Consider the following 19,897-nt stretch of genomic DNA (forward strand, 5'->3'; position numbering starts at 1 on the left):
CGGTGGGTTTAAATCAGGAGCGCAGTGTCGGTGTTTGACTCGTGTGGAAAAATAGCGGTATCGGCATAAGATATTTGACTCAACGTCAAAGATCCGGCCTTGATCGTTCCCACGCGTGGGAACGATCGCTTACTCAAGAGCGGTGTTGAATCAGTTTGCTGCGCACCTCGGCACTCGCTTGCTGATCCAGCTCCAGCCAGAAATGCTGTTTGCCGGCGATTTCGGCAGCGGCGGGCAAGCCGTCGCGGTATACCAATCGATTACTGGCCAGCGCCGGGACTTTGTTACCCGGCAGCAGCGTCCCTGCCAGGTTCAACGGGTCGACGCCGCAGACACCCATCAGGCTGCCGTCATGGGGGCGTCGACGGACTTCCCTCAATAGGGGAATCGCCTCCGGTAACGCGAACTGCTCGCCCGCCAAGCCACTGACAAACCGCCCGCCGCGAATCTCGCCTCGGGCCTCCAGCCGATGGAAGGTACGCAGCAGTTCGCGCCAGCTCGGCAACCAATCAGCCTCACGCTCAAGCAAGCGCCAGAACACCACGCCATAACGCCGAAGCAAGGTCATCGCGACATGCTCCAAAGTCGCCGTCGGGGTTTGCCCGGAGCGAGTAATTTCATTCACCGCTGCTGGCGCGGCGCGTCGCAGCAAGGCCCAGCGCCCGGCATCGTCCAGCCCGCCGAAAAAGGCGCCACGCCCACGACGACCGCTGCGGGCCTGGCGTTTGCTGGCCGGGGTGATCAACGCGCGCAGCCCGGCGAAACTGTCGGCATTCACCAATCCTGCGCCTACCAGTTCCTGCAACGCGGTTTCGAGTTCGCTGCGCAGTAGATGAGCTTCGTGCAGCAGTTCGTCGAAGAACAACGCACCGTGCTGTGTCAGGGCCTGGTGGACTTTCTGGGTTTTTGGCGACAACTCGCTGCTGTCGGTCTGCTCGGTCAGACCGCTCCAGAGTGCAACCTGGCTGCGCGGCAACAACACAATTGGCGTGCTGCGCAGTGCCGTACTCGCCGGCTTGTTGCGCGCGGTCAAACGGGTCCAGACCACTTTGCCACTGCGGCACAGGTCATCCAGCCAACTGGCTGAGTAGTCCTTGAGCCGTGCCGGCAAAATATCGCTGTCCCAGGCTGAGGCTGCAGCGGGATAGCCTTCGAACTGGTTGACGATCTCTGACAAAACGGCGCTGCCTTGGCCCTGAGTTGCCGTTGAAAGATGCTGCCAGTCGAACAGGAATCGCATGAACTCCTGTAGCGCCACTGGCTCGATTTCCCGGCGCAGGCGTTTGACCGTATAGCGATGAATGCGCGCCAGCAAATGCCGTTCGCACCATTGCTCGTGCGTGGCGTTCGGGCTGAAATGCCCGCGTAGCACGTAACCCTCACGTTCCAGCTGCGCCAAGGCTTGAGTGACGCTGGCCATCGGCAGCGCCAGCGGTTCGGCGATCTCGCCCTGTGGCAAAGGACCGAAGCCACTGAGGCGGGCGCGGATCACTTCTACCAGTGCCTCGTCGACATCCCATGCTTCATCGAATCCCGGCAAGGCCTGCAATGCAGGGTACAACTCGGCGTCGGGATAGATCGCCCGCAGACACGTCAGCCGCTCTAGCGCGAGCCATAACGACTGTTTGGCATTGAGCTGTAAACGGCTGGCGCGGCCACTGTCGGCCAGGGCTTGCAACCAGGACAGCCATTGCGGATTAGCGTGCGCCTCGGCATCGCTGATGCACGCCAGGCTCATCAACGCTTCGTGCATTTCATCAATGCCCGTGGGCGCGGGCCACGCCTCGTCGCGTACGGCCTGAATCGCCTCGGTATCCAGCGCGCCCAGATCATCGGTCGATTGCGGGTCACTCCAGCGGCGGTTGAGCACGGCTTGGGTGCGGCGTTCTTCCAGGGGCGCGTCATCGAGAAAGGTGTATGGCCGGGCGCTAAGAATCTCGGCGGCCAAGGGCGAGGGGGCCGGCAGGTCGCGGCTGATCAGCCTTACTCCGCCGCTCTCAATACGCCGTAGCAGTGCGAGCCAGCCTTCGCTGTCCATGGCATCGTGCAGGCAGTCATCAAGGGTCTGCTCCACCAGCGGATGCTCGGGAATTTCCCGCTCACCGGCGAGGTTTTCCAGGCAAGCGATCTGATCGGGAAACACACTGGCGATCAGGTCTTCGCTTTTCATCCGCTGGATCTGCGGTGGGACTTTGCGCCCGCCGGAATAACGCGGCAGGGCCAATGCGACGCCTGCATTCCAGCGCCAGCGCACGCCGAACAAAGGTGCCTCCAACACGGCTTGAATCAGGATGTGTTCGGCGCTGTTGCTGTGCAGGTAGCGCCAGACTTCGTCCAGTTCAAAGCTGTGGCTGGTGGACAGCGACAGAACGATGGCGTCTTCGCTGGCGGCGGCTTGCAGTTCGAAATTGAACGTGCGGCAAAAACGTTTGCGCAGCGCCAGGCCCCAGGCGCGATTGATGCGGCTACCGAACGGTGTGTGGATGATCAGTTGGGTACCACCGGACTCATCGAAAAAGCGCTCCATGATGAGCGTGTCCTGGGACGGCAATGCACCCAGCGCCAAACGTGCGCGAGCCAGGTACTCCGTCAGTTGCTCGGCGCTGGCGATGTTCAGTCCCAGGCTGTCGATCAACCAGTCGAGGCTTGGTTGCAAGTCGCCGGGGCTGGCGCTGAGGCGTTCATCGAGCTGCGCTTGCAGGCGCGCCACGGCGAACGACAGTTCCGCGCTGCGCCCGGGGGCCTCGCCTAGCCAGAACGGAATGGTCGGCGGCTGGCCCTGGGCGTCTTCGACCCGTACTTTACCGGTTTCGATGCGCAGGATTCGGTACGAGGTATTACCCAGCTGGAAGATATCGCCAGCGATGCTTTCGACGGCGAAGTCCTCGTTGACGCTGCCGATGTTCAGGCCCTGTGGCTCCAGCAACACGCTGTAATCGGCGTTGTCCGGGATAGTCCCGCCGCTGGTTACGGCGGTCAGTTTGCTGCCACGACGACCACGCAGGGTTCGTGTCACTGCATCGCGATGCAGATAAGCGCTGCGCACTCCCTGACGACCGTTGTAGCCCTCGGCGAGCATCTGTAATAACGCCTGATAATGCGCTTCATCGAGGGCGATATAGGGCGAGGCGCGGCGGATCATTTCCAGCAGCGGCTGCTCCTGCCATTCCTGGCAACTGACTTCGGCGACGATCTGTTGCGCGAGCACGTCCAGCGGCGCCGTGGGGATCAGCAAGGTGTCGAGTTCGCCGCGACGCACGCAGTCGAGCAGGGCCGCGCACTCGATCAGGTCGTCCCGGGTGATGGCGAACAACCGCCCCTTGGGCGTGCCGCCGACCTGGTGTCCGGAGCGGCCGACCCGTTGCAAAAAAGCGGCAATCGAACGTGGCGAGCCGATCTGACAGACCAAATCGACATCGCCGATATCGATGCCCAGCTCCAGCGACGCGGTGGCGATCAGCACTTGCAAGTCGCCACGTTTGAGCCGTTGCTCGGCGTCCAGTCGGAACTCTTTGGCCAGGCTGCCGTGGTGGGCGGCCACCGCTTCTTTGCCCAGACGCTCGCTTAAATGCCGGCTCAGACGCTCTGCCAAACGCCGGGTGTTGACGAAAATCAGCGTGGTTTTGTGCTCGCGGGCGAGTACCGCGAGCCGGTCATAGACCTGTTCCCAGACGTCATTGGCCATCACCGCTGACAACGGCACCGGCGGTACTTCGATGCCTAAGTCCCGTGGGCGGGCGTGGCCGATGTCGACGATCTCGCAAGGGCGGTCACGGCCGACCAGAAAGCGCGAAACCGCGGCGATGGGTTTTTGTGTGGCGGACAGACCGATGCGCATCAACGGATTCGGGCACAGCGCCTGTAGGCGTTCCAGGCTCAGGGCCAGGTGGCTGCCGCGTTTGCTGGAGGCGATGGCGTGGATTTCATCGACAATTACCGTGCGAGTGCTGGCGAGCATGCGTCGGCCGGAGTCCGAACCTAGCAGCACGTAAAGGGATTCCGGGGTGGTTACCAGAATATGCGGCGCGCTTTTGCGCATTGCCGTGCGGTCTTTTTGGGTCGTGTCGCCGGTTCGCACCGCCGTGCTGATCTGCAGTTCAGGCAAACCCATGCAGCGCAATTGTTCGGTAATCCCGGCGAGCGGGTTTTGCAGGTTGATCTGAATGTCGTTGGACAGCGCCTTGAGCGGCGAGACGTAGACCACCAGCGTCTCGTCTGGCAGTTTGCCGTTATGCTCCAGTCCTTGATGGACCAGGTCATCGAGCACCGCGAGAAACGCGGTAAGGGTTTTCCCCGAGCCAGTGGGTGCGGCAATCAACGTCGAGCGGCGCTGGCGGATCAACGGCCACGCCTGAGCCTGGGCGGCAGTGACCGACGGGAACGTCGCGTTGAACCAGGCTCTGACGGCAGGGTGGAAGCCGATCAGGGCGTTGTCCGCTGATTCGGGAAGATTCATGGGGAGATTTATGCGGCCGATGGGCTTAAGTTGCAAGTCATCGGCAGAATCTCCATGGGGTTGGAGATCGCGAAGAGGCCATATTGCCGGGCCCTGATCTGGCCGTTCTACACTTTGCGGGTGACGGTTGCGCTGGAAACCCGCAAAATGCAACGATCCTGGCAAATGCCAGCGGCGAGGCCCCACGGCTTTTCCGATAAAAACCATTGTTCTACACAGACTGGGCCTGCTGACTCTATGCGAATGCGCCTTATGTTACTGGGCGGCGGAAATGCCCTTGGGCAAGCGCTGATTCGCCTCGGTGCGGAGGAAGACATCGGCTTCCTCGCCCCCCGTCCGCCGCAAGACGGCTGGGATGCCGCGAGCCTGACGCAACTGCTCGATGACACCCGTCCGGATGCCTTGATCAACCTTGCCTATTACTTCGACTGGTTTCAGGCGGAGACGGTCGGCGAGGCGCGTCTGGCCGGGCAGGAACGAGCGATCGAGCGGCTTGCCGAGCTGTGCCAACATCACAATATCATCCTTGTGCAGCCCTCCAGCTACCGGGTCTTCGATGGCTCGCGGGCTACCGCCTACAGCGAAAAAGACGAGCCGATACCGCTAGGGCTGCGTGGTCAGGCTTTATGGCGGATCGAGCAGAGTGTGCGTGCGACCTGTCCGCAGCATGTTTTATTGCGCTTTGGCTGGTTGCTCGATGAGAGCGCCGACGGCACGCTCGGGCGCTTCCTGGCCCGGGCCGAGAAACCTGAAGAACTGCTGATGGCCGACGACCGACGCGGTAATCCGACCCCGGTCGATGACGCTGCACGAGTGATTATTTCGGTACTCAAACAACTCGATTGCGCGGCGCCGCTGTGGGGCACTTACCACTATGCCGGGCATGAGGCGACCACGCCGCTGGCATTGGGTCAGGCGATTCTTGCCGAGGCCCGGCAGTTGCATCCGCTGGCTATCGAGGCGCCGACCGCCCAGGCTCACGCCGCCCGCCCGGATGCCGCCGACGAACCGCAACACGCGGTGCTGGCGTGCAAGAAAATTCTGCACACTTTCGGGATCAAGCCGCGCGCCTGGCGTGCTGCACTCCCGGGCTTACTGGATAGGTTTTATCGCCATGGCTGACGGCCCTGTTTTGATCACCGGCGGCGCCGGGTTTATTGGTTCGCACTTGGTCGACGCCTTGCTCGCCAAGGGCTACGCAGTGCGGATTCTTGATGATTTGTCTACCGGCAAACGCAGTAATCTGGCGCTGGACAACCCTGGGGTCGAACTCATCGTAGGTGATGTCGCCGACGCGGCATTGGTGGCGCGGGCGATGGTGGGTTGCCAGGCCGTGGCCCATCTCGCAGCGGTGGCCTCCGTGCAGGCCTCGGTGGATGATCCGGTGCGCACCCACCAGAGCAACTTCATCGGCACGCTGAACGTCTGCGAAGCCATGCGTCAGGCCGGCGTCAAACGTGTGCTGTTCGCCTCAAGCGCGGCGGTCTACGGCAACAATGGCGAAGGCGAGTCGATCGACGAAGATACGCCCAAGGCGCCGTTGACGCCTTACGCGTCGGACAAACTGGCAAGCGAGTACTACTTCGATTTCTACCGTCGTCAGCACGCTCTGGAGCCGGTGGTGTTCCGCTTCTTCAACATCTTCGGTCCGCGCCAGGATCCGTCGTCGCCGTACTCCGGCGTGATCAGTATTTTCAGTGAGCGGGCACAGAAAGGCCTGCCGATCACCGTGTTCGGTGACGGTGAGCAAACCCGTGACTTCGTTTACGTTGAAGACTTGGTGGACGTGTTGATCCAGGCCATCGAAGCGCCACAGGTCGAAGAGGGCGCGGTCAACGTCGGGCTGAATCAGGCGACCACGCTCAAGCAGATGCTCGAAGCCTTGGGTGATGTCGTGGGAGGGCTGCCGCCGGTGAGCTATGGCCCGGCGCGTTCGGGCGATATCCGTCATTCACGGGCGAATAATCAACGGCTGCTGCAGCGCTTCAAATTCCCTGAGCAGACACCGATGAGCGTCGCGTTGGCGCGGCTGTTGGGGCGCTAGTGTTTTATTGAATGAACAAAGGCGCCTTTCGAGGCGCCTTTTTCATGCGACAGACATCATGCCCGCGCCACAGGTTTGAATCAGAACTTGTAGCCAACACCGACCATGTAAACCCATGGATCGACATCCACATTGACCTTGGTCTGGCCGACGCCCAGTGCGGTCGGGCCGTCGACGGTGGCTTCGGTGTCGATGTCGACGTACCAGACCGAGGCGTTGAACAGCATGTGGTCGGTGATCATGTAGTCGAAGCCCAGTTGCCCGGCGATACCCACCGAGTCCTTGAGTTTCAGGTTGCTGAACCCTTCGTTTTTACGCTGGCTGGTCAGGTCTTCACCAAAGAACAGGGTGTAGTTGATACCGACACCGGCATACGGCTGGAACCTGGACGAAGCTTCCATCGGGTAGTACTGCAGCGACAGGGTCGGAGGCAGTTGCTTGATGTCGGCGAGCTTGCCGTCCAGTGCCGGGCCAAGACCTTTGACGCCGACTTGGTGCTGGAACGGTGTGGCAGCCAGCAGTTCGAGACCGATGTGGTCGGTGAACATGTAGGCAAATGCCAGACCCAGTTGGGTATCGCTGTCCAGGGTCGCTTTGGTGCCGGAAATCTTCGCACCGTCGAGCTTCAGCGCGCCGCTGTCTTCGTTAGGCGCGGTGGTAGCGGCACCGGCACGGATGATGAAATCACCGGCCTGGTGGGCGTGAGCGAGTGGGGCTTCGAGCGCGAGAGCAAACAGGGAAGCGCTAAGCAAAGACTTGTGCATGGGAGCTCCAAAGGACGATTCAAGTTGACTGTGTCCAATGGTAAAGAGCGTCAGGGACGAGGCTTTGACTCAGCTCAATGGAATCATGACGGGGATTTGACTCAGCTCAATGAAATGATGATGGGGTGTTTGGGCGGGGAACCTTTTGCGCCTGCTTCGCAGTCGATCGCGAGCAGGCTCGCTCCCACAGGGATTTGTGTTGGATGCAAATTCTGCAACCAATGGAGATCAAATGTGGGAGCGAACCTGCTCGCGATGGCTATCTTGCAGGCGATGAACAACCACCTGACTCACTCCGGCAATTCGTAAACGTAGATTTTTTCGGCATCCATCTGATATCCGGCATCGGCCAGCTCGCTGGTTGACGCTTTGACCTGCATCGCGCCTTCGATCCAGTAAGGCTGATACAGCTCATCCAGCTTCACCCCAACCTCGCTTTTGACGTGGACGATCTGGTTCGACGGCGGTGGTGGCACATGGATGCAGGCGCCGAAGTATGGCACCAGCAAAAAGTCCGTGGTGCGGCCTTCTTCGCTGACTTCCAGCGGCACGATGTAACCCGGCAAGCGGATCTTCTGCCCGTCGAGGCTCTTCACCACCGGCGCGTTGGGCAGGTCTTGCTTGGCCGCTGGTGCAGCTTCGGCGGCCAGGGCGTCGCTCATTTTCGACAGATCGTGCAGCGGCGTCATGTTCGGGACTTCCGGTGCGGCGTCCGGCGGGATCATTTCCGACCAGGTCAGGTCTTTCGGTTCGGCGGCCCACAATGGCATGGCAACCAGCAACAACAGTGCAAGCAGGGCGCGGGGCATGACGTGGTTCCTTATAAACAGGGTGGTCATAAACAGAGAGTCATAAACGAATGGACAGGCCATCGGCCAACGATTGTCGGTAGGCGCGCCAGGCCGGCACGCTGCCCATCAGCAACGCGGCGATCAGGATGCCGCCGAGCAGCGTCCACTCATACTCGCTCGGCCAGGCCAGTGGCAGGTACAAACCGTAAGTCGACTGCACATAGCCTTGCGCCAGGGCGATGCTCAGGTACAGCAGCCCCAAGCCGGCAATCACTCCGGATAGCGCCAGGGCAAAGGCTTCAAGCACCAACAAGGTCGCGATATGCCAAGGCCGGGCGCCGACCGAACGCAGGATCGCCATCTCCCGACGGCGTTCGTTGAGGCTGGTGAGAATCGCGGTGAGCATCCCGATCAACCCGGTAAGTACCACGAACAACGAAATCACAAACAAGGCTTTTTCAGCCGTGCCCATCATGCTCCAGAGCTCCTGCAAGGCCACGCCCGGCAGGATCGCCAACATCGGCTCGCCACGGAATTCGTTGATTTCGCGCTGCACAGCAAAGGTCGAAATCTTGTTGTTGAGGCCGAGCATGAACGCGGTGATGGCTTGCGGCGTCAGGTCCATGTTGCGCGCTTGGTCGGCGCTGATGCGGCCATTGCCCTGAGCTGGCGCACCGTTATGCCAGTCGATGTGGATTGCTTCCATACCACCGAGGCTGATGTGCAGCGTGCGGTCCACCGGGGTGCCGGTGCGCTTGAGAATGCCGACCACGGTGAACGGTTTGTCGTCATGTTTGACCAGACTGATCACCGCCACGCCGTGGGCCAGCACCAGTTTGTCACCGAGGTTGTAATGCAGGGCGTCGGCGACTTCGGCACCGAGTACTACTTCAAACGGATCGGTGGCGAAGGCGCGGCCGCTGGCCAGTTGCAGGCTTTGTTGGTGGCCGTATTGGTAGTGCTGGAAATACGCGTCGGTGGTGCCCATTACCCGATAACCGCGATGGGAATCACCGAGGGAAATCGGGATCGCCCACTTCACTTTCGGGTTATTGGCGAAGTGCTCGAAGCTGTCCCAACGAATATTATTGGTGGCGTTGCCGATGCGGAATACCGAGTACAGCAGCAGATTGACCGAGCCAGAACGGGCGCCGACGATCAGGTCGGTGCCGCTGATGGTGCTGGCGAAACTGGCGCGGGCTTCGGTGCGCACGCGTTCAACCGCCAGCAACAGGCAAACCGACAGGGCGATGGCGAACGCGGTGAGGATCGCGGTAAAGCGGCGGTTAGCCAGGCTGGCCATGGCTAGACGAAACAAATACATCTCAAACCTCTGCAGGCGTGGCGGCGCGATTGAGTTCGGCCAGCGACAGGTTGCGATCAAACAGCGGCGCCAGGCTCTGGTCGTGGCTGACAAACAGCAGGCTGGCCCCAGCTTCACGGCACTCGGCGAACAGCAAGCGGATAAACGCCTCACGGGCGTCATAGTCCAGAGCCGAGGTCGGCTCGTCGGCGATCACCAGTTCGGGTTGGCCGATCAGCGCGCGGGCGGCGGCAACCCGTTGTTGTTGACCGATGGACAGCGAGTCGGCGCGACGGCTGAGCAGGTTCGGATCTTTCAAGCCCAAGTGGGCGAGCAACGTCGCGGCGGCCTGATCGACACTGCCATGGCGCTGGATCGCCCGGTTGGCACGCAATTTGGAAAAGTGGCAGGGCAGCTCGACGTTCTCGCGCACCGAGAGAAACGGCAGCAAGTTGAACTGCTGGAAAATGTACCCGGTGTGATCGACCCGGAAGCGGTCACGGGCGCCGGCCGAGAGTTCGGTCAGTTCCTGGCCAAGCAGGCGAATGCTACCGCGATTGGGCTTTTGCACCCCGCCGAGCAGGCCGAGAAGGGTGGTCTTGCCACTGCCGCTGGGACCTTTGAGGAACAGCGTTTCACCGGGTTCGAGGCGGAAGGCCGGGATATCCAGCAACTGCGGATGACCGGGCCAGCTGAAGCTCAGGTCGGACAGTTCGATAAGTGCTTGGGTCATTGAGCCGATTTCATGTGTGTTGAGTACTTGTAGGAGCGAGGCTTGCCCGCGATTCAGGCGCTGCAGTCAATCAGACAAGCCGCGTCATCGTTCATCGCAGGCAAGTCGGATCGCCGCACCGCTCGCTCCTACGGGGTCGGTGTGAATTCAAAACTTCAGGATTGCAGCCTTGGCCGTCGCTTCAACGCCTTGCTGACCGCTCGGGCTGATGAGTTGTACCTGAATTTTCTGGGTGGCGGGGAAGGTCTTGAATATTTGCGTCAGGTCCAGATTTTTCAGTGCGGTTGGCGTGGCGCAGGTGAATTGATAGTGGGCGTGGATCTCGCTGTGTTCGTGGTGATGTTCGTGGCCGTTGGCGTCTTCGTCATGGTCTGCATCTTCGTCGTGATCATCGGCATCTGGCTTGTCGCCGAACAGCGGGCTTTCCAGTTCCTGCTTGGCAACCACGCAGCCCGCGGCTTGCGGCAGGCTGAACAGCACCAATGGTTTCTCCAGCTGAGCGCGGGCCGCAACAACCTTGGCTTTGTCTTCATCGGTGCTGGCAACGTGTTCGAAACCCACCAGGTTCATCGCCGGGCTTTCCAGTTCCAGCTCCAGGGTCTGACCGTCCAGCGCAGCGTTCAAACGCCCGACGCCATGTTCGTGGGCTCCGAGGCTGCCATGCTCGTGATCATGGACCTCGGCGGCTTGAGCGACAGCCAGCGGCAGCAGGGCAAACGGCAAGGCGAGAAGCAGACGGCGCATATCAAGTCTCCGGACATGAAGATGAAAGTTTTGTTATGTGATCTTATAACAATTAGGTCGAGAGTTTGACCGCATGCTTGGCGTTGCGCAAGACGCGTGGGAGCATGCTCGTCATAAAGGTGAGGGAAAACTTATGTTGCGGATTCGTGGAAGCATCGGCGACTGGCCGGTGGACTTGACCCTGGAACTCGATGAGGGCGATTGGGCGCAGTTGGGTGCGCAGCTGCAGGCGATCAAGCCTGAGAGCGGTGCGCCGCTGGCCAAACCAGTGAATCAGGACGATGCGCTGTGGCAGATCGCCAAGGATCTGCTGCGCAAGGCAGGGCAGATGAGCGGACCGGATCTGCTCGAGCAGATGGAAGGCCTGACCGGCAGTGCCGCCGCCGGCAAGCGCTTATTGGTGCGCTTGCGCCACTGCGCTGAGGTCAAAGTCGTGAGCGGCGCTGATACACCGCTCTACAGTTGGCGCGAGCTAACGTAGGAGCCTGCGATCTTTTGGCGTTAGACGGGACTGCCGAAAGATCAAAAGATCGCAGCCTGTGGCAGCTCCTACAGGATCGGGCGGGCGGCGTAGGAGCTGTGTTCCCGTCAGTACAACGCGGCAAACAACTTGCGGCGGTACGCGGTCACCAGCGGGTGATCGTTGCCCAGCAGGTCGAACACTTGCAGCAGGGTCTTGTGCGGCAGGCCTTCGCTGTAGCTGCGGTTGCGAATGAACAGCTTGAGCAGCGCGTCCAGTGCCGCGTCGTATTGCTGACGGGCCAGTTGCTGGATCGCCAGTTGATAGACGGCTTCATCATCCAGCGGATTTTGCGCCAGGCGGGTTTTCAGGTCGGCAACATCCGGCAGGCCTGCGGCCTGGCCCAGAAACTTCAGCTGCGCCTTGGCACCGGCCAGCGCGGCTTTGTGTTCGTCACCCTGGATCGCGTCGAGCACGGTCTGCGCTTCGCTCAGCTCGCCACGTTCGGCCAGGCAGCGGGCGTACAAAATCAGCGCTTTGGCGTTGCTGTTGTCTTCGCTCAGCAGGGTTTTCAGTGTGGCTTCAGCGTCGGCGAAACGGCCTTCGTCAAACAGTGCCTGAGCCTGCTCGAACGGATCAGCGGCGACCGGCGGTGGCATCTGTACATGGGGCTCAAGCAGCGCGCGGACCGCCGACTCCGGTTGCGCACCGGCAAAACCGTCCACCGGTTGGCCGTCCTTGAACAGCACCACGGTCGGCAGGCTGCGGATGCCAAAGCGGGAAACGATGTCCGGTTCTGCGTCGCAATTGACCTTGGCCAGCAGCAATTCGCCCTGATAGCTCTCGGCAATCTGCTGCAGCATCGGCATCAGCGCCTTGCACGGCGCACACCATTCGGCCCAGAAATCCACCAGCACCGGCTTGTGAAAAGAGTTCTCGATCACCGACTGGTCGAAATCGGCAGTGGTGGCATCGAAGATGTACGGCGTGTCCTGACTCATGGGGCATCTCTTGGAAGCGTGAATGGGCTAACTATAAGGGGTGGTGGGGGTTGGCTGAAAGCGGGCAGGCAGTTGCAGGTGTGTTGCCCGACAGATCGCCATCGCGAGCAAGCCCGCTCCCACATTAAATCTGCGCCAACCCACAATGCTGTGATCAAAAAATATCTAATGTGGGAGCGGGCTTGCTCGCGATGTTTTTTCAGCCGCGCCGCGCGTGGTACAGGCTGACGTTGCGAAACTCTTCAGGCTCTGCCAGGTCCGGCAAGGTGAAGGCTTCAAGCATTTCCAGCCGTTGATACGCCGGATGCCGAAAGTCCCGCACTCGCGAATCCGCCACCAGAGCTTCTCGGCCACGACTCAAAAACTCATCAAGCAGCGGCAGATTGGCGCGGTCGTACAGCACATCGGCGACCAGAATCAGGTCAAAGCGATCAGCCTCGGCGAAAAAATCCGTCGAGTAGCTGAGTTCCACTTCATTGAGCTCGGCATTCGCCCGGCAGGCGGCAATCGCCAGCGGATCAAGATCATAGGCCACCACTTCCAGCGCACCGGCCTTGGCCGCCGCGATACCGGCAACCCCGGAACCGGCGCCGAAATCCAGTACCCGTTTGCCTTCGACCCACTGCGGCCGCTCCGCGAGATAGCGCGCCAACGCCAGGCCGCTGGCCCAGCAGAAACTCCAGTAAGGCGGTTCATGCAGGATTCGCCGGGTTTCTTCCGGGGTGAAGGCGCGATCCATGTTTTCGGCGTCGATCAGCCAGAGCTTCAGCTCGGTCTCTGGTAACTGACAGGAGACAAGCTTCGCATCACCAAGCAGTTCTCCCAGAGCCTGTTGCAGGTTGAACGGTACGGTCATGGTGCTTTGAAGAACTGCAACTGACCCAGCGCCTGGGTAATCGGTTGATCAATGCGTCGCGAAGGCAAATGCAGAATCAGTTGCCCGGACTGGCTGGCGCGGCCGCGTAATTCGACGCGAGCCCCGACCGGAAAGGTTTCCGGATTGAAGCGCAGGCGGAACGGCAGCACCTGGTTGTTGCCGATCAGGCTGGAGCTGGCCAGCAATTGTTGCGGCCGGCCGCGCTCGTCGATCACCAGCAGCGCCAGTTCGACTTCAGCACCGGCCGGCACGCCTAGCAGGCTACCGCTCAATTCGCGCTGAAAGGCCGGCAGCGGGCCGAGGTTGGCCGACTCCTGAGCTTTCTTCTGCGCCTGTTGTGGCGCAGGCCCTGGCACCGGTGGCGCGGGTTTGGGCGCACTGCTGCACGCGACCAGCAGGCTGACAAGGCTGAGCAAAACGAGCGGTCGTAGCGGCATGTGAAGCTCCAGCAAAACTAAATTCGGTGTGCATACATAGTAGCCGGTCTATATACCGTAAAGCCTATGGCTTGTCTTGCCAGTGGGATGCGCTACCATGGCCCTCCCTTTTTTTGTTGCCTGCCACCATGCACTGTCCCTTCTGCGGTGCCAACGACACCAAGGTCATCGACTCGCGTCTGGTCGCCGAGGGCGAACAGGTGCGCCGCCGGCGCGAATGCCTGGCCTGCGGTGAGCGTTTCACCACCTTCGAAACCGCCGAACTGGTATTGCCGCGCCTGATCAAAACTGATGGTAGCCGTCAGCCGTTCGACGAAGAAAAACTCCGTGCCGGTATGCAGCGCGCCCTGGAAAAACGTCCGGTGAGCGTCGAGCGCCTGGAAGCTGCGCTGGCGCACATCAAGCATCAGCTGCGAGCGACCGGCGAACGAGAGGTCAAGTCGCTAGTGGTCGGTGAACTGGTGATGACCGAGCTGCAAAAGCTCGATGAAGTCGCCTACATTCGTTTCGCCTCGGTTTATCGACGCTTCCAGGACCTCAACGAGTTCCGCGAAGAGATCGATCGCCTGGCCCGTGAGCCTGCCAAAGAATGATTATTCCCTCTGAACAAGCGGTCCTCGACGCCCACTACATGGCCCGAGCCCTGGAACTGGCGCGCAAAGGCCTCTACACCACCCATCCCAATCCGCGAGTCGGTTGTGTGATCGTGCGTGACGGGCAGATTGTTGGTGAAGGCTGGCATGTGCGCACCGGCGAGCCCCATGCTGAAGTCCACGCCTTGCGCGCCGCCGGTGAAAACGCCCGGGGCGCCACCGCCTACGTGACCCTTGAACCGTGCAGCCATCATGGCCACACGCCGCCGTGCGCCGATGCGCTGGTGAATGCTGGCGTGGCGCGGGTCGTTGCGGCCATGCAGGACCCGAATCCAGAGGTTGCTGGCCGTGGCATGCAGCGTCTGGCTCAGGCCGGTATCGCGATCCACAGCGGTGTGCTCGAAGGTGAAGCGCGAGCCATCAATCAAGGTTTCCTCAAGCGCATGGAACACGGCCTGCCCTTTGTGCGGGTCAAACTGGCCATGAGCCTGGACGGTCGCACGGCGATGGCCAGCGGTGAAAGCCAATGGATCACCGGCCCGCACGCGCGCTCTGCCGTGCAGCGCCTGCGTGCCCAGGTCAGCGTGGTGCTGACCGGCGCCGACACAGTGTTGGCTGACGGCGCCCGGCTGACAGTGCGTGCTGACGAACTGGGACTGGATGCCGAGCAGACTGCGCTGGCGCTGACTCGACCTCCCTTGCGTGTGCTGATTGATGGCCGCCTGCGGGTACCGCTCGACGCGCCGTTCTTCAAGGCCGGTCCGGCGCTGGTCGCCACCTGCGTCGCGGTGGAAGAGCAGTATGCCAATGGCCCGGAATGCCTGATCGTACCCGGCCACGACGGCCAGGTTGATCTGCGCAAGCTGCTGATCGAACTGGCTGCCCGTGGCGTCAACGAGGTGCTGGTGGAAGCCGGCCCGCGTCTGGCGGGGGCTTTCGCTCAGCAAGGTCTGGTGGATGAATATCAAATCTTCATCGCGGGCAAGTTTCTCGGCTCATCGGCGCGACCATTGCTCGACTGGCCGCTGACGCTGATGAGTGAAGCGCCGTTGCTGAAAATCATTGAAATGCGCGCTGTGGGCGATGATTGGCGAGTCACTGCCATCCCTCTGCCACCAGCGAGCGTATAATTCTCGGCTTTCGCTAAGCGTCGGCCCTGTTCTCGAGGAGGACTCCATGTTTACCGGCATCATCGAATCCATCGGCAGTATCCGTGCATTGACCCCCAAAGGCGGCGATGTACGGGTTTATGTAGAGACTGGCAAGCTTGATCTGGCCGACGTCAAACTCGGCGACAGCATCGCGGTCAACGGCGTTTGCCTGACTGCGGTCGAGCTGCCGGGTGACGGTTTCTGGGCGGACGTCAGCCGTGAAACCCTCGACTGCACAGCCTTTAATGAGCTGAAAAGCGGCAGCCGGGTCAACCTGGAAAAAGCCCTGACCCCGACCACTCGTTTGGGCGGGCATCTGGTCAGTGGTCACGTCGACGGTGTAGGCGAAGTGGTTGCACGGGAAGAAAATGCCCGGGCCATTCAATTCCGTATCCGCGCGCCAAAAGACCTCGCCAAGTACATAGCCCATAAAGGCTCGATCACCGTTGATGGCACCAGCCTGACGGTTAACGCGGTCAATGGCGCCGAGTTTGAACTGACCATCGTCCCGCACACGCTGGCCGAAACCATCATGGCTGACTACCGGCCAGGTCGGCAGGTCAACCTCGAAGTCGACTTGCTCGCACGTTACCTGGAGCGCCTGTTACTGGGCGACAAGGCCGCAGAGCCAAGCGCTGGCAACATTACCGAAAGCTTTCTGGCCGCCAACGGCTACCTCAAATCCTGACCCAAGGGGGTGCCGCGTGGCGCTCAATAGCATCGAAGAACTGGTCGAAGACATCCGCCTAGGCAAGATGGTCATCCTCATGGATGACGAAGACCGCGAGAACGAAGGCGATCTGATCATGGCCGCCGAGTGCTGCCTGCCCGAGCACATCAACTTCATGGCCAAGCACGCCCGTGGATTGATCTGCATGCCGATGAGCCGCGAGCGCTGCGAACTGCTCAAGCTGCCGCTGATGGCGCCACGCAACGGTTCCGGTTTCGGTACCAAGTTCACCGTTTCGATCGAAGCCGCTGAAGGTGTCACCACCGGTATTTCCGCTGCTGACCGTGCGCGTACCGTGCAGGCCGCCGCTGCCAAAGACGCCAAGGCTGAAGACATCGTCAGCCCGGGACACATCTTTCCGCTGATGGCCCAGGCCGGCGGTACCCTGGCCCGCGCTGGCCACACCGAAGCTGCTTGCGATCTGGCACGGATGGCCGGTTTTGAGCCCAGTGGCGTGATCTGCGAAGTGATGAACGACGACGGCACCATGTCCCGTCGTACCGAGCTGGAAGCTTTTGCCGCTGAACACAACATCAAGATCGGCACCATCGCCGACCTGATTCACTACCGGATGATCCACGAACGTACCGTTCAGCGGATTGCCGAGCAGCCATTGGACAGCGAACTGGGCCAGTTCAACCTGGTGACCTATCGTGATTCAGTGGAAGGCGACGTGCACATGGCGCTGACTCTGGGCACCATTTGCGCTGAAGAACCGACTCTGGTCCGCGTCCACAACATGGACCCACTGCGCGACCTGCTGATGGTCAAACAGCCTGGGCGCTGGAGCCTGCGTGCGGCCATGGCCGCTGTGGCTGAGGCGGGCAGTGGTGTGGTGTTGTTGCTCGGTCACCCACTCGATGGCGACGTGGTGCTGGCGCATATTCGTGAAACTGCGGAGCACGCTCCGGTGAAAAAGCCGACCACCTACAGCATCGTCGGTGCCGGTTCGCAGATCCTGCGTGACCTGGGCGTGCGCAAAATGCGCCTGATGAGTGCGCCAATGAAATTTAATGCGATATCCGGTTTCGATCTGGAAGTTGTAGAATACGTGCCCTCCGAATAAAGACCGGCTGTTCCGGCCTTTGATTCGCGGTTCAAATATCACTGAGGGACGCGTACTGAACGCGTCCCGGCTCTTTAAGAGATTTGTCGAATGACCCTGAAGACCATCGAAGGTACCTTCATCGCCCCCAAAGGCCGCTATGCCCTGGTGGTCGGCCGCTTCAACAGCTTCGTCGTCGAAAGCCTGGTGAGCGGTGCGGTTGATGCCCTGGTTCGCCATGGCGTGAGCGAAAGCGATATCACCATCATCCGTGCTCCTGGCGCCTTCGAAATCCCGTTGGTCGCACAGAAAGTTGCCCAGCGCAGCGAATACGCAGCGATCATTGCCCTGGGCGCGGTCATTCGTGGTGGCACTCCGCACTTCGAATACGTGGCAGGCGAATGCACCAAGGGCCTGGCCCAGGTGTCCATGGAGTTCGGCGTACCGGTTGCCTTTGGCGTGCTGACTGTCGACTCGATCGAGCAAGCCATCGAACGTTCCGGCACTAAAGCCGGCAACAAAGGTGCCGAAGCTGCCTTGTCCGCTCTGGAAATGGTCAGCCTGCTGGCGCAGTTGGAGGCCAAGTGATTAGCGACGAAAGCGATCGTTTCAACCCGCGCGATCCGAAACCTGCGGACGCTGGCAAGCCATCCAAGAGCGTCAAGCGTCGCGAAGCCCGTCAGCTCGCGACTCAGGCGCTGTACCAATGGCACATGGCCAAAACTTCGCTGAACGAGATTGAAGCGCAGTTCCGGGTCGATAACGATTTCAGCGATGTCGATGCGGCCTACTTCCACGACATCCTGCACGGTGTACCGGCGCACAAGACCGAGATCGATTCTGCGCTCGCTCCGTGCCTGGACATAACCATTGATGAGCTCGATCCGGTTGAACTGGCGGTCCTGCGCCTGTCCACCTGGGAACTGCTCAAGCGTGTCGACGTTCCATACCGCGTGGTGATCAACGAAGGGATCGAACTGGCCAAGGTCTACGGTTCCACCGACGGTCACAAGTTCGTAAACGGTGTGCTCGACAAGCTGGCCCCGCGTCTGCGTGAAGCTGAAGTGAAGGCGTTCAAGCGCTGATTCGCGCTTGTAGTGTCCTGTCTCGCCAGTACGTTCCTTTTTTTGCGAGTGGCTGTTGTTGCCAGACAAGGCGCCGCGACGAGTCATAGCCCGCTATGGCGAGGAGCGGCAACGCAGTATGGCGAAAACAGACGCCACCCAAAAAAAGAACAGTATTGGTGAGACAGGATACCCAATGGGCGAGTTTGAACTGATCCGTAATTACTTCGCCGCCGCGCCTTGTGCGCAGGCCGGCGTTGGCGTTGCACTGGGGATCGGCGATGATTGCGCCTTGCTGGCTGTTCCCGCAGGGGAACAGTTGGCTATCTCCACCGACACCCTGGTGGCCGGTGTGCATTTCGCAGACCCTTGCGACCCTTTTCTGCTCGGTCAGCGTTCGCTGGCGGTGGCGGTCAGTGATCTGGCAGCCATGGGCGCAACCCCCCTCGCGTTTACCCTTGCCCTGACGTTGCCGACGGTCGATGCCGATTGGCTGCAAGCTTTTGCCCGTGGTTTGAACGTAATGGCGCAAAGCTGCGGCGTGCAGCTGGTGGGCGGCGACACTACGCGCGGCCCGCTGAGCTTGACCATGACGGTGTTTGGCGGTGTGCCAACAGGTTTAGCCCTGACTCGCAGCGGCGCGCAGCCGGGCGATTTGCTGTGCGTCGGTGGCGAACTGGGCAATGCTGCGGGCGCCTTGCCGCTGGTGTTGGGGCAGCGCACGGCCGAACCGGCTATCGCCGAGCCATTGCTGGCGCACTACTGGTCGCCACAGCCGCAGCTGGCGTTGGGTCAGGCATTGCGTGGCAAGGCGACCTCGGCGCTGGATATCTCGGACGGTCTGCTGGCCGACTGCGGGCATATCGCGGCGGCTTCAGCTGTCGGCTTGCTGATCGAAAGCGAAAAGCTGCCGTTGTCGAAGGCACTGCTTGCGTTTCTCGGCGAGAATGCCGCCCGGGTTGTGGCCCTCAGTGGCGGCGACGATTACGTCCTGGCCTTCACCTTGCCACCCGCTGAGCTGCCGCAGTTGCTGGCGGACGGCTGGCCAGTGCATGTGGTCGGTCGCGTCGTGACCGGGCAGGGCGTAACGCTTTTGGCGGCAGACGGACAAGACATCACCCCGGCCACCCGGGGTTATCAACATTTTCGGGAGACACCGTGACAGATCATCCCAAACAGGTCCCGGCAGAGACCGTGCCGCCTTCGGTCTGGCGTAATCCCTGGCATTTTCTGGCGTTTGGTTTCGGCTCGGGTGCCCTGCCCAAAGCACCGGGCACTTGGGGTTCGTTAGTTGCGTTACCCTTTATCCCGTTATGGCAGATGTTGCCTGACTGGGGTTACTGGCTGATGCTCGGCATCACCATGCTGTTCGGCTTCTGGCTGTGTGGCAAGGTGGCGAACGACCTGCGGGTACACGACCATCAAGGCATCGTCTGGGACGAAATGGTCGGGATGTGGATAACCCTGTGGCTGGTACCGCAAGGTTGGTACTGGTTATTGGCGGGTTTCCTGTTGTTCCGCTTCTTCGACATTCTCAAGCCATGGCCGATTCGCTGGATCGACCGGCATGTACACGGCGGCGTAGGGATCATGCTCGACGACGTTCTGGCAGGTGTGTTTGCCTGGTTGGCGATGCAAGGATTGGTGTGGTGCTTCGCCTGAGAGCCTAAGGTCGTCAGGGTGCGGGCCAAACCGAACGCAGGC

General features: G+C 61.0%; 20 protein-coding genes. 11 read left to right on the forward strand and 9 right to left on the reverse strand.

Annotated elements, in window-relative coordinates; all coding sequences use genetic code 11:
• Window positions 1-133 precede the first annotated feature (133 nt).
• The gene (locus ACZYSM_RS19840) at window positions 134-4,456 is read right to left on the reverse strand and encodes a DEAD/DEAH box helicase (protein WP_489073716.1); all 4,323 of its coding nucleotides are present in this window, start codon (window positions 4,454-4,456) and stop codon (window positions 134-136) included.
• A 237-nt stretch (window positions 4,457-4,693) separates the two neighbouring features.
• On the opposite strand from ACZYSM_RS19840, the gene ACZYSM_RS19845 reads away from it, so the two are divergent.
• Both ACZYSM_RS19845 and ACZYSM_RS19850 read left to right on the forward strand, forming a co-directional pair.
• Window positions 4,694-5,578: a sugar nucleotide-binding protein gene (locus ACZYSM_RS19845; protein ID WP_489073718.1), complete on the forward strand. Its 885-nt coding sequence runs from the start codon at window positions 4,694-4,696 to the stop codon at window positions 5,576-5,578.
• Window positions 5,571-6,500: an NAD-dependent epimerase/dehydratase family protein gene (locus ACZYSM_RS19850; protein WP_489073720.1), complete on the forward strand. Its 930-nt coding sequence runs from the start codon at window positions 5,571-5,573 to the stop codon at window positions 6,498-6,500. The genes ACZYSM_RS19845 and ACZYSM_RS19850 overlap by 8 nt, the downstream gene beginning before the upstream one ends.
• Before the next feature lie 80 nt (window positions 6,501-6,580).
• On the opposite strand, the gene ACZYSM_RS19855 is transcribed toward ACZYSM_RS19850, so the two are convergent.
• The 5 genes from ACZYSM_RS19855 to ACZYSM_RS19875 form a co-directional block, all read right to left on the reverse strand.
• Entirely contained in the window at window positions 6,581-7,264 is a 684-nt protein-coding gene (locus ACZYSM_RS19855) for an OmpW/AlkL family protein (protein WP_489073722.1), read from the reverse strand.
• 290 nt (window positions 7,265-7,554) lie between these two features.
• Entirely contained in the window at window positions 7,555-8,073 is a 519-nt protein-coding gene (locus tag ACZYSM_RS19860; RefSeq protein ID WP_489073724.1) for a DUF3299 domain-containing protein, read from the reverse strand.
• A gap of 40 nt (window positions 8,074-8,113) precedes the next feature.
• The gene (locus ACZYSM_RS19865; protein ID WP_489073726.1) at window positions 8,114-9,379 is read right to left on the reverse strand and encodes an ABC transporter permease; all 1,266 of its coding nucleotides are present in this window, start codon (window positions 9,377-9,379) and stop codon (window positions 8,114-8,116) included.
• A 1-nt stretch (window position 9,380) separates the two neighbouring features.
• Complete coding sequence (locus tag ACZYSM_RS19870; RefSeq protein WP_489073728.1) at window positions 9,381-10,091, reverse strand: ABC transporter ATP-binding protein; 711 nt, start codon at window positions 10,089-10,091, stop codon at window positions 9,381-9,383.
• Window positions 10,092-10,238: 147 nt separating this feature from the next.
• A complete protein-coding gene (locus tag ACZYSM_RS19875) occupies window positions 10,239-10,835 on the reverse strand; it encodes a DUF2796 domain-containing protein (RefSeq protein ID WP_489073730.1) in 597 nt (198 codons plus the stop codon).
• Window positions 10,836-10,968: 133 nt separating this feature from the next.
• On the opposite strand from ACZYSM_RS19875, the gene ACZYSM_RS19880 reads away from it, so the two are divergent.
• Window positions 10,969-11,316 carry a hypothetical protein gene (locus ACZYSM_RS19880; protein WP_489073732.1) on the forward strand — a complete coding sequence of 116 codons (348 nt, stop codon included), beginning with the start codon at window positions 10,969-10,971 and terminating at the stop codon, window positions 11,314-11,316.
• Window positions 11,317-11,423: 107 nt separating this feature from the next.
• On the opposite strand, the gene trxA is transcribed toward ACZYSM_RS19880, so the two are convergent.
• The 3 genes from trxA to ACZYSM_RS19895 all read right to left on the reverse strand — a co-directional run bounded on the left by trxA (window position 11,424) and on the right by ACZYSM_RS19895 (window position 13,610).
• Entirely contained in the window at window positions 11,424-12,296 is an 873-nt protein-coding gene (gene trxA, locus ACZYSM_RS19885) for a thioredoxin (protein ID WP_489073734.1), read from the reverse strand.
• 199 nt (window positions 12,297-12,495) lie between these two features.
• A complete protein-coding gene (locus tag ACZYSM_RS19890) occupies window positions 12,496-13,152 on the reverse strand; it encodes a class I SAM-dependent methyltransferase (RefSeq protein ID WP_489073736.1) in 657 nt (218 codons plus the stop codon).
• A complete protein-coding gene (locus tag ACZYSM_RS19895) occupies window positions 13,149-13,610 on the reverse strand; it encodes a hypothetical protein (protein WP_489073738.1) in 462 nt (153 codons plus the stop codon). The genes ACZYSM_RS19890 and ACZYSM_RS19895 overlap by 4 nt, the downstream gene beginning before the upstream one ends.
• A gap of 128 nt (window positions 13,611-13,738) precedes the next feature.
• Here ACZYSM_RS19895 and nrdR point away from each other — a divergent pair, with 128 nt between their 5' ends.
• From nrdR to ACZYSM_RS19935, 8 genes are all read left to right on the forward strand, one after another.
• On the forward strand, window positions 13,739-14,203 hold the full coding sequence (nrdR, locus tag ACZYSM_RS19900; protein ID WP_489073740.1) for a transcriptional regulator NrdR: 465 nt from the start codon (window positions 13,739-13,741) through the stop codon (window positions 14,201-14,203).
• Window positions 14,200-15,333, forward strand: coding sequence for a bifunctional diaminohydroxyphosphoribosylaminopyrimidine deaminase/5-amino-6-(5-phosphoribosylamino)uracil reductase RibD (gene ribD / locus ACZYSM_RS19905; RefSeq protein ID WP_489073742.1), 1,134 nt, complete (start codon window positions 14,200-14,202; stop codon window positions 15,331-15,333). The genes nrdR and ribD overlap by 4 nt, the downstream gene beginning before the upstream one ends.
• A 46-nt stretch (window positions 15,334-15,379) precedes the next feature.
• Window positions 15,380-16,042: a riboflavin synthase gene (locus tag ACZYSM_RS19910; protein ID WP_489073744.1), complete on the forward strand. Its 663-nt coding sequence runs from the start codon at window positions 15,380-15,382 to the stop codon at window positions 16,040-16,042.
• A gap of 16 nt (window positions 16,043-16,058) precedes the next feature.
• Window positions 16,059-17,150, forward strand: a complete 1,092-nt coding sequence (ribBA, locus tag ACZYSM_RS19915) for a bifunctional 3,4-dihydroxy-2-butanone-4-phosphate synthase/GTP cyclohydrolase II (RefSeq protein ID WP_489073746.1) — start codon at window positions 16,059-16,061, stop codon at window positions 17,148-17,150.
• A gap of 90 nt (window positions 17,151-17,240) precedes the next feature.
• On the forward strand, window positions 17,241-17,717 hold the full coding sequence (gene ribH / locus ACZYSM_RS19920; protein WP_010449364.1) for a 6,7-dimethyl-8-ribityllumazine synthase: 477 nt from the start codon (window positions 17,241-17,243) through the stop codon (window positions 17,715-17,717).
• Window positions 17,714-18,214, forward strand: coding sequence for a transcription antitermination factor NusB (gene nusB / locus ACZYSM_RS19925; RefSeq protein WP_489073749.1), 501 nt, complete (start codon window positions 17,714-17,716; stop codon window positions 18,212-18,214). The genes ribH and nusB overlap by 4 nt, the downstream gene beginning before the upstream one ends.
• Before the next feature lie 175 nt (window positions 18,215-18,389).
• Window positions 18,390-19,355, forward strand: coding sequence for a thiamine-phosphate kinase (gene thiL / locus ACZYSM_RS19930; protein ID WP_489073751.1), 966 nt, complete (start codon window positions 18,390-18,392; stop codon window positions 19,353-19,355).
• The gene (locus ACZYSM_RS19935) at window positions 19,352-19,855 is read left to right on the forward strand and encodes a phosphatidylglycerophosphatase A family protein (RefSeq protein ID WP_489073753.1); all 504 of its coding nucleotides are present in this window, start codon (window positions 19,352-19,354) and stop codon (window positions 19,853-19,855) included. Before thiL ends, ACZYSM_RS19935 begins: the two co-directional genes overlap by 4 nt.
• Window positions 19,856-19,897 lie beyond the last annotated feature (42 nt).

This window comes from Pseudomonas sp. F220, from assembly GCF_057813935.1.

Excerpts from the sequence above, each read along its gene's own strand:
- ACZYSM_RS19840 (WP_489073716.1), bottom strand. The coding sequence starts at position 4,456 with ATGAATCTTCCCGAATCAGCGGACAACGCCCTGATCGGCTTCCACCCT.
- ACZYSM_RS19845 (WP_489073718.1), top strand. The coding sequence starts at position 4,694 with ATGCGAATGCGCCTTATGTTACTGGGCGGCGGAAATGCCCTTGGGCAA.
- ACZYSM_RS19850 (WP_489073720.1), top strand. The coding sequence starts at position 5,571 with ATGGCTGACGGCCCTGTTTTGATCACCGGCGGCGCCGGGTTTATTGGT.
- ACZYSM_RS19855 (WP_489073722.1), bottom strand. The coding sequence starts at position 7,264 with ATGCACAAGTCTTTGCTTAGCGCTTCCCTGTTTGCTCTCGCGCTCGAA.
- ACZYSM_RS19860 (WP_489073724.1), bottom strand. The coding sequence starts at position 8,073 with ATGCCCCGCGCCCTGCTTGCACTGTTGTTGCTGGTTGCCATGCCATTG.
- ACZYSM_RS19865 (WP_489073726.1), bottom strand. The coding sequence starts at position 9,379 with ATGTATTTGTTTCGTCTAGCCATGGCCAGCCTGGCTAACCGCCGCTTT.
- ACZYSM_RS19870 (WP_489073728.1), bottom strand. The coding sequence starts at position 10,091 with ATGACCCAAGCACTTATCGAACTGTCCGACCTGAGCTTCAGCTGGCCC.
- ACZYSM_RS19875 (WP_489073730.1), bottom strand. The coding sequence starts at position 10,835 with ATGCGCCGTCTGCTTCTCGCCTTGCCGTTTGCCCTGCTGCCGCTGGCT.
- ACZYSM_RS19880 (WP_489073732.1), top strand. The coding sequence starts at position 10,969 with ATGTTGCGGATTCGTGGAAGCATCGGCGACTGGCCGGTGGACTTGACC.
- trxA (WP_489073734.1), bottom strand. The coding sequence starts at position 12,296 with ATGAGTCAGGACACGCCGTACATCTTCGATGCCACCACTGCCGATTTC.
- ACZYSM_RS19890 (WP_489073736.1), bottom strand. The coding sequence starts at position 13,152 with ATGACCGTACCGTTCAACCTGCAACAGGCTCTGGGAGAACTGCTTGGT.
- ACZYSM_RS19895 (WP_489073738.1), bottom strand. The coding sequence starts at position 13,610 with ATGCCGCTACGACCGCTCGTTTTGCTCAGCCTTGTCAGCCTGCTGGTC.
- nrdR (WP_489073740.1), top strand. The coding sequence starts at position 13,739 with ATGCACTGTCCCTTCTGCGGTGCCAACGACACCAAGGTCATCGACTCG.
- ribD (WP_489073742.1), top strand. The coding sequence starts at position 14,200 with ATGATTATTCCCTCTGAACAAGCGGTCCTCGACGCCCACTACATGGCC.
- ACZYSM_RS19910 (WP_489073744.1), top strand. The coding sequence starts at position 15,380 with ATGTTTACCGGCATCATCGAATCCATCGGCAGTATCCGTGCATTGACC.
- ribH (WP_010449364.1), top strand. The coding sequence starts at position 17,241 with ATGACCCTGAAGACCATCGAAGGTACCTTCATCGCCCCCAAAGGCCGC.
- thiL (WP_489073751.1), top strand. The coding sequence starts at position 18,390 with ATGGGCGAGTTTGAACTGATCCGTAATTACTTCGCCGCCGCGCCTTGT.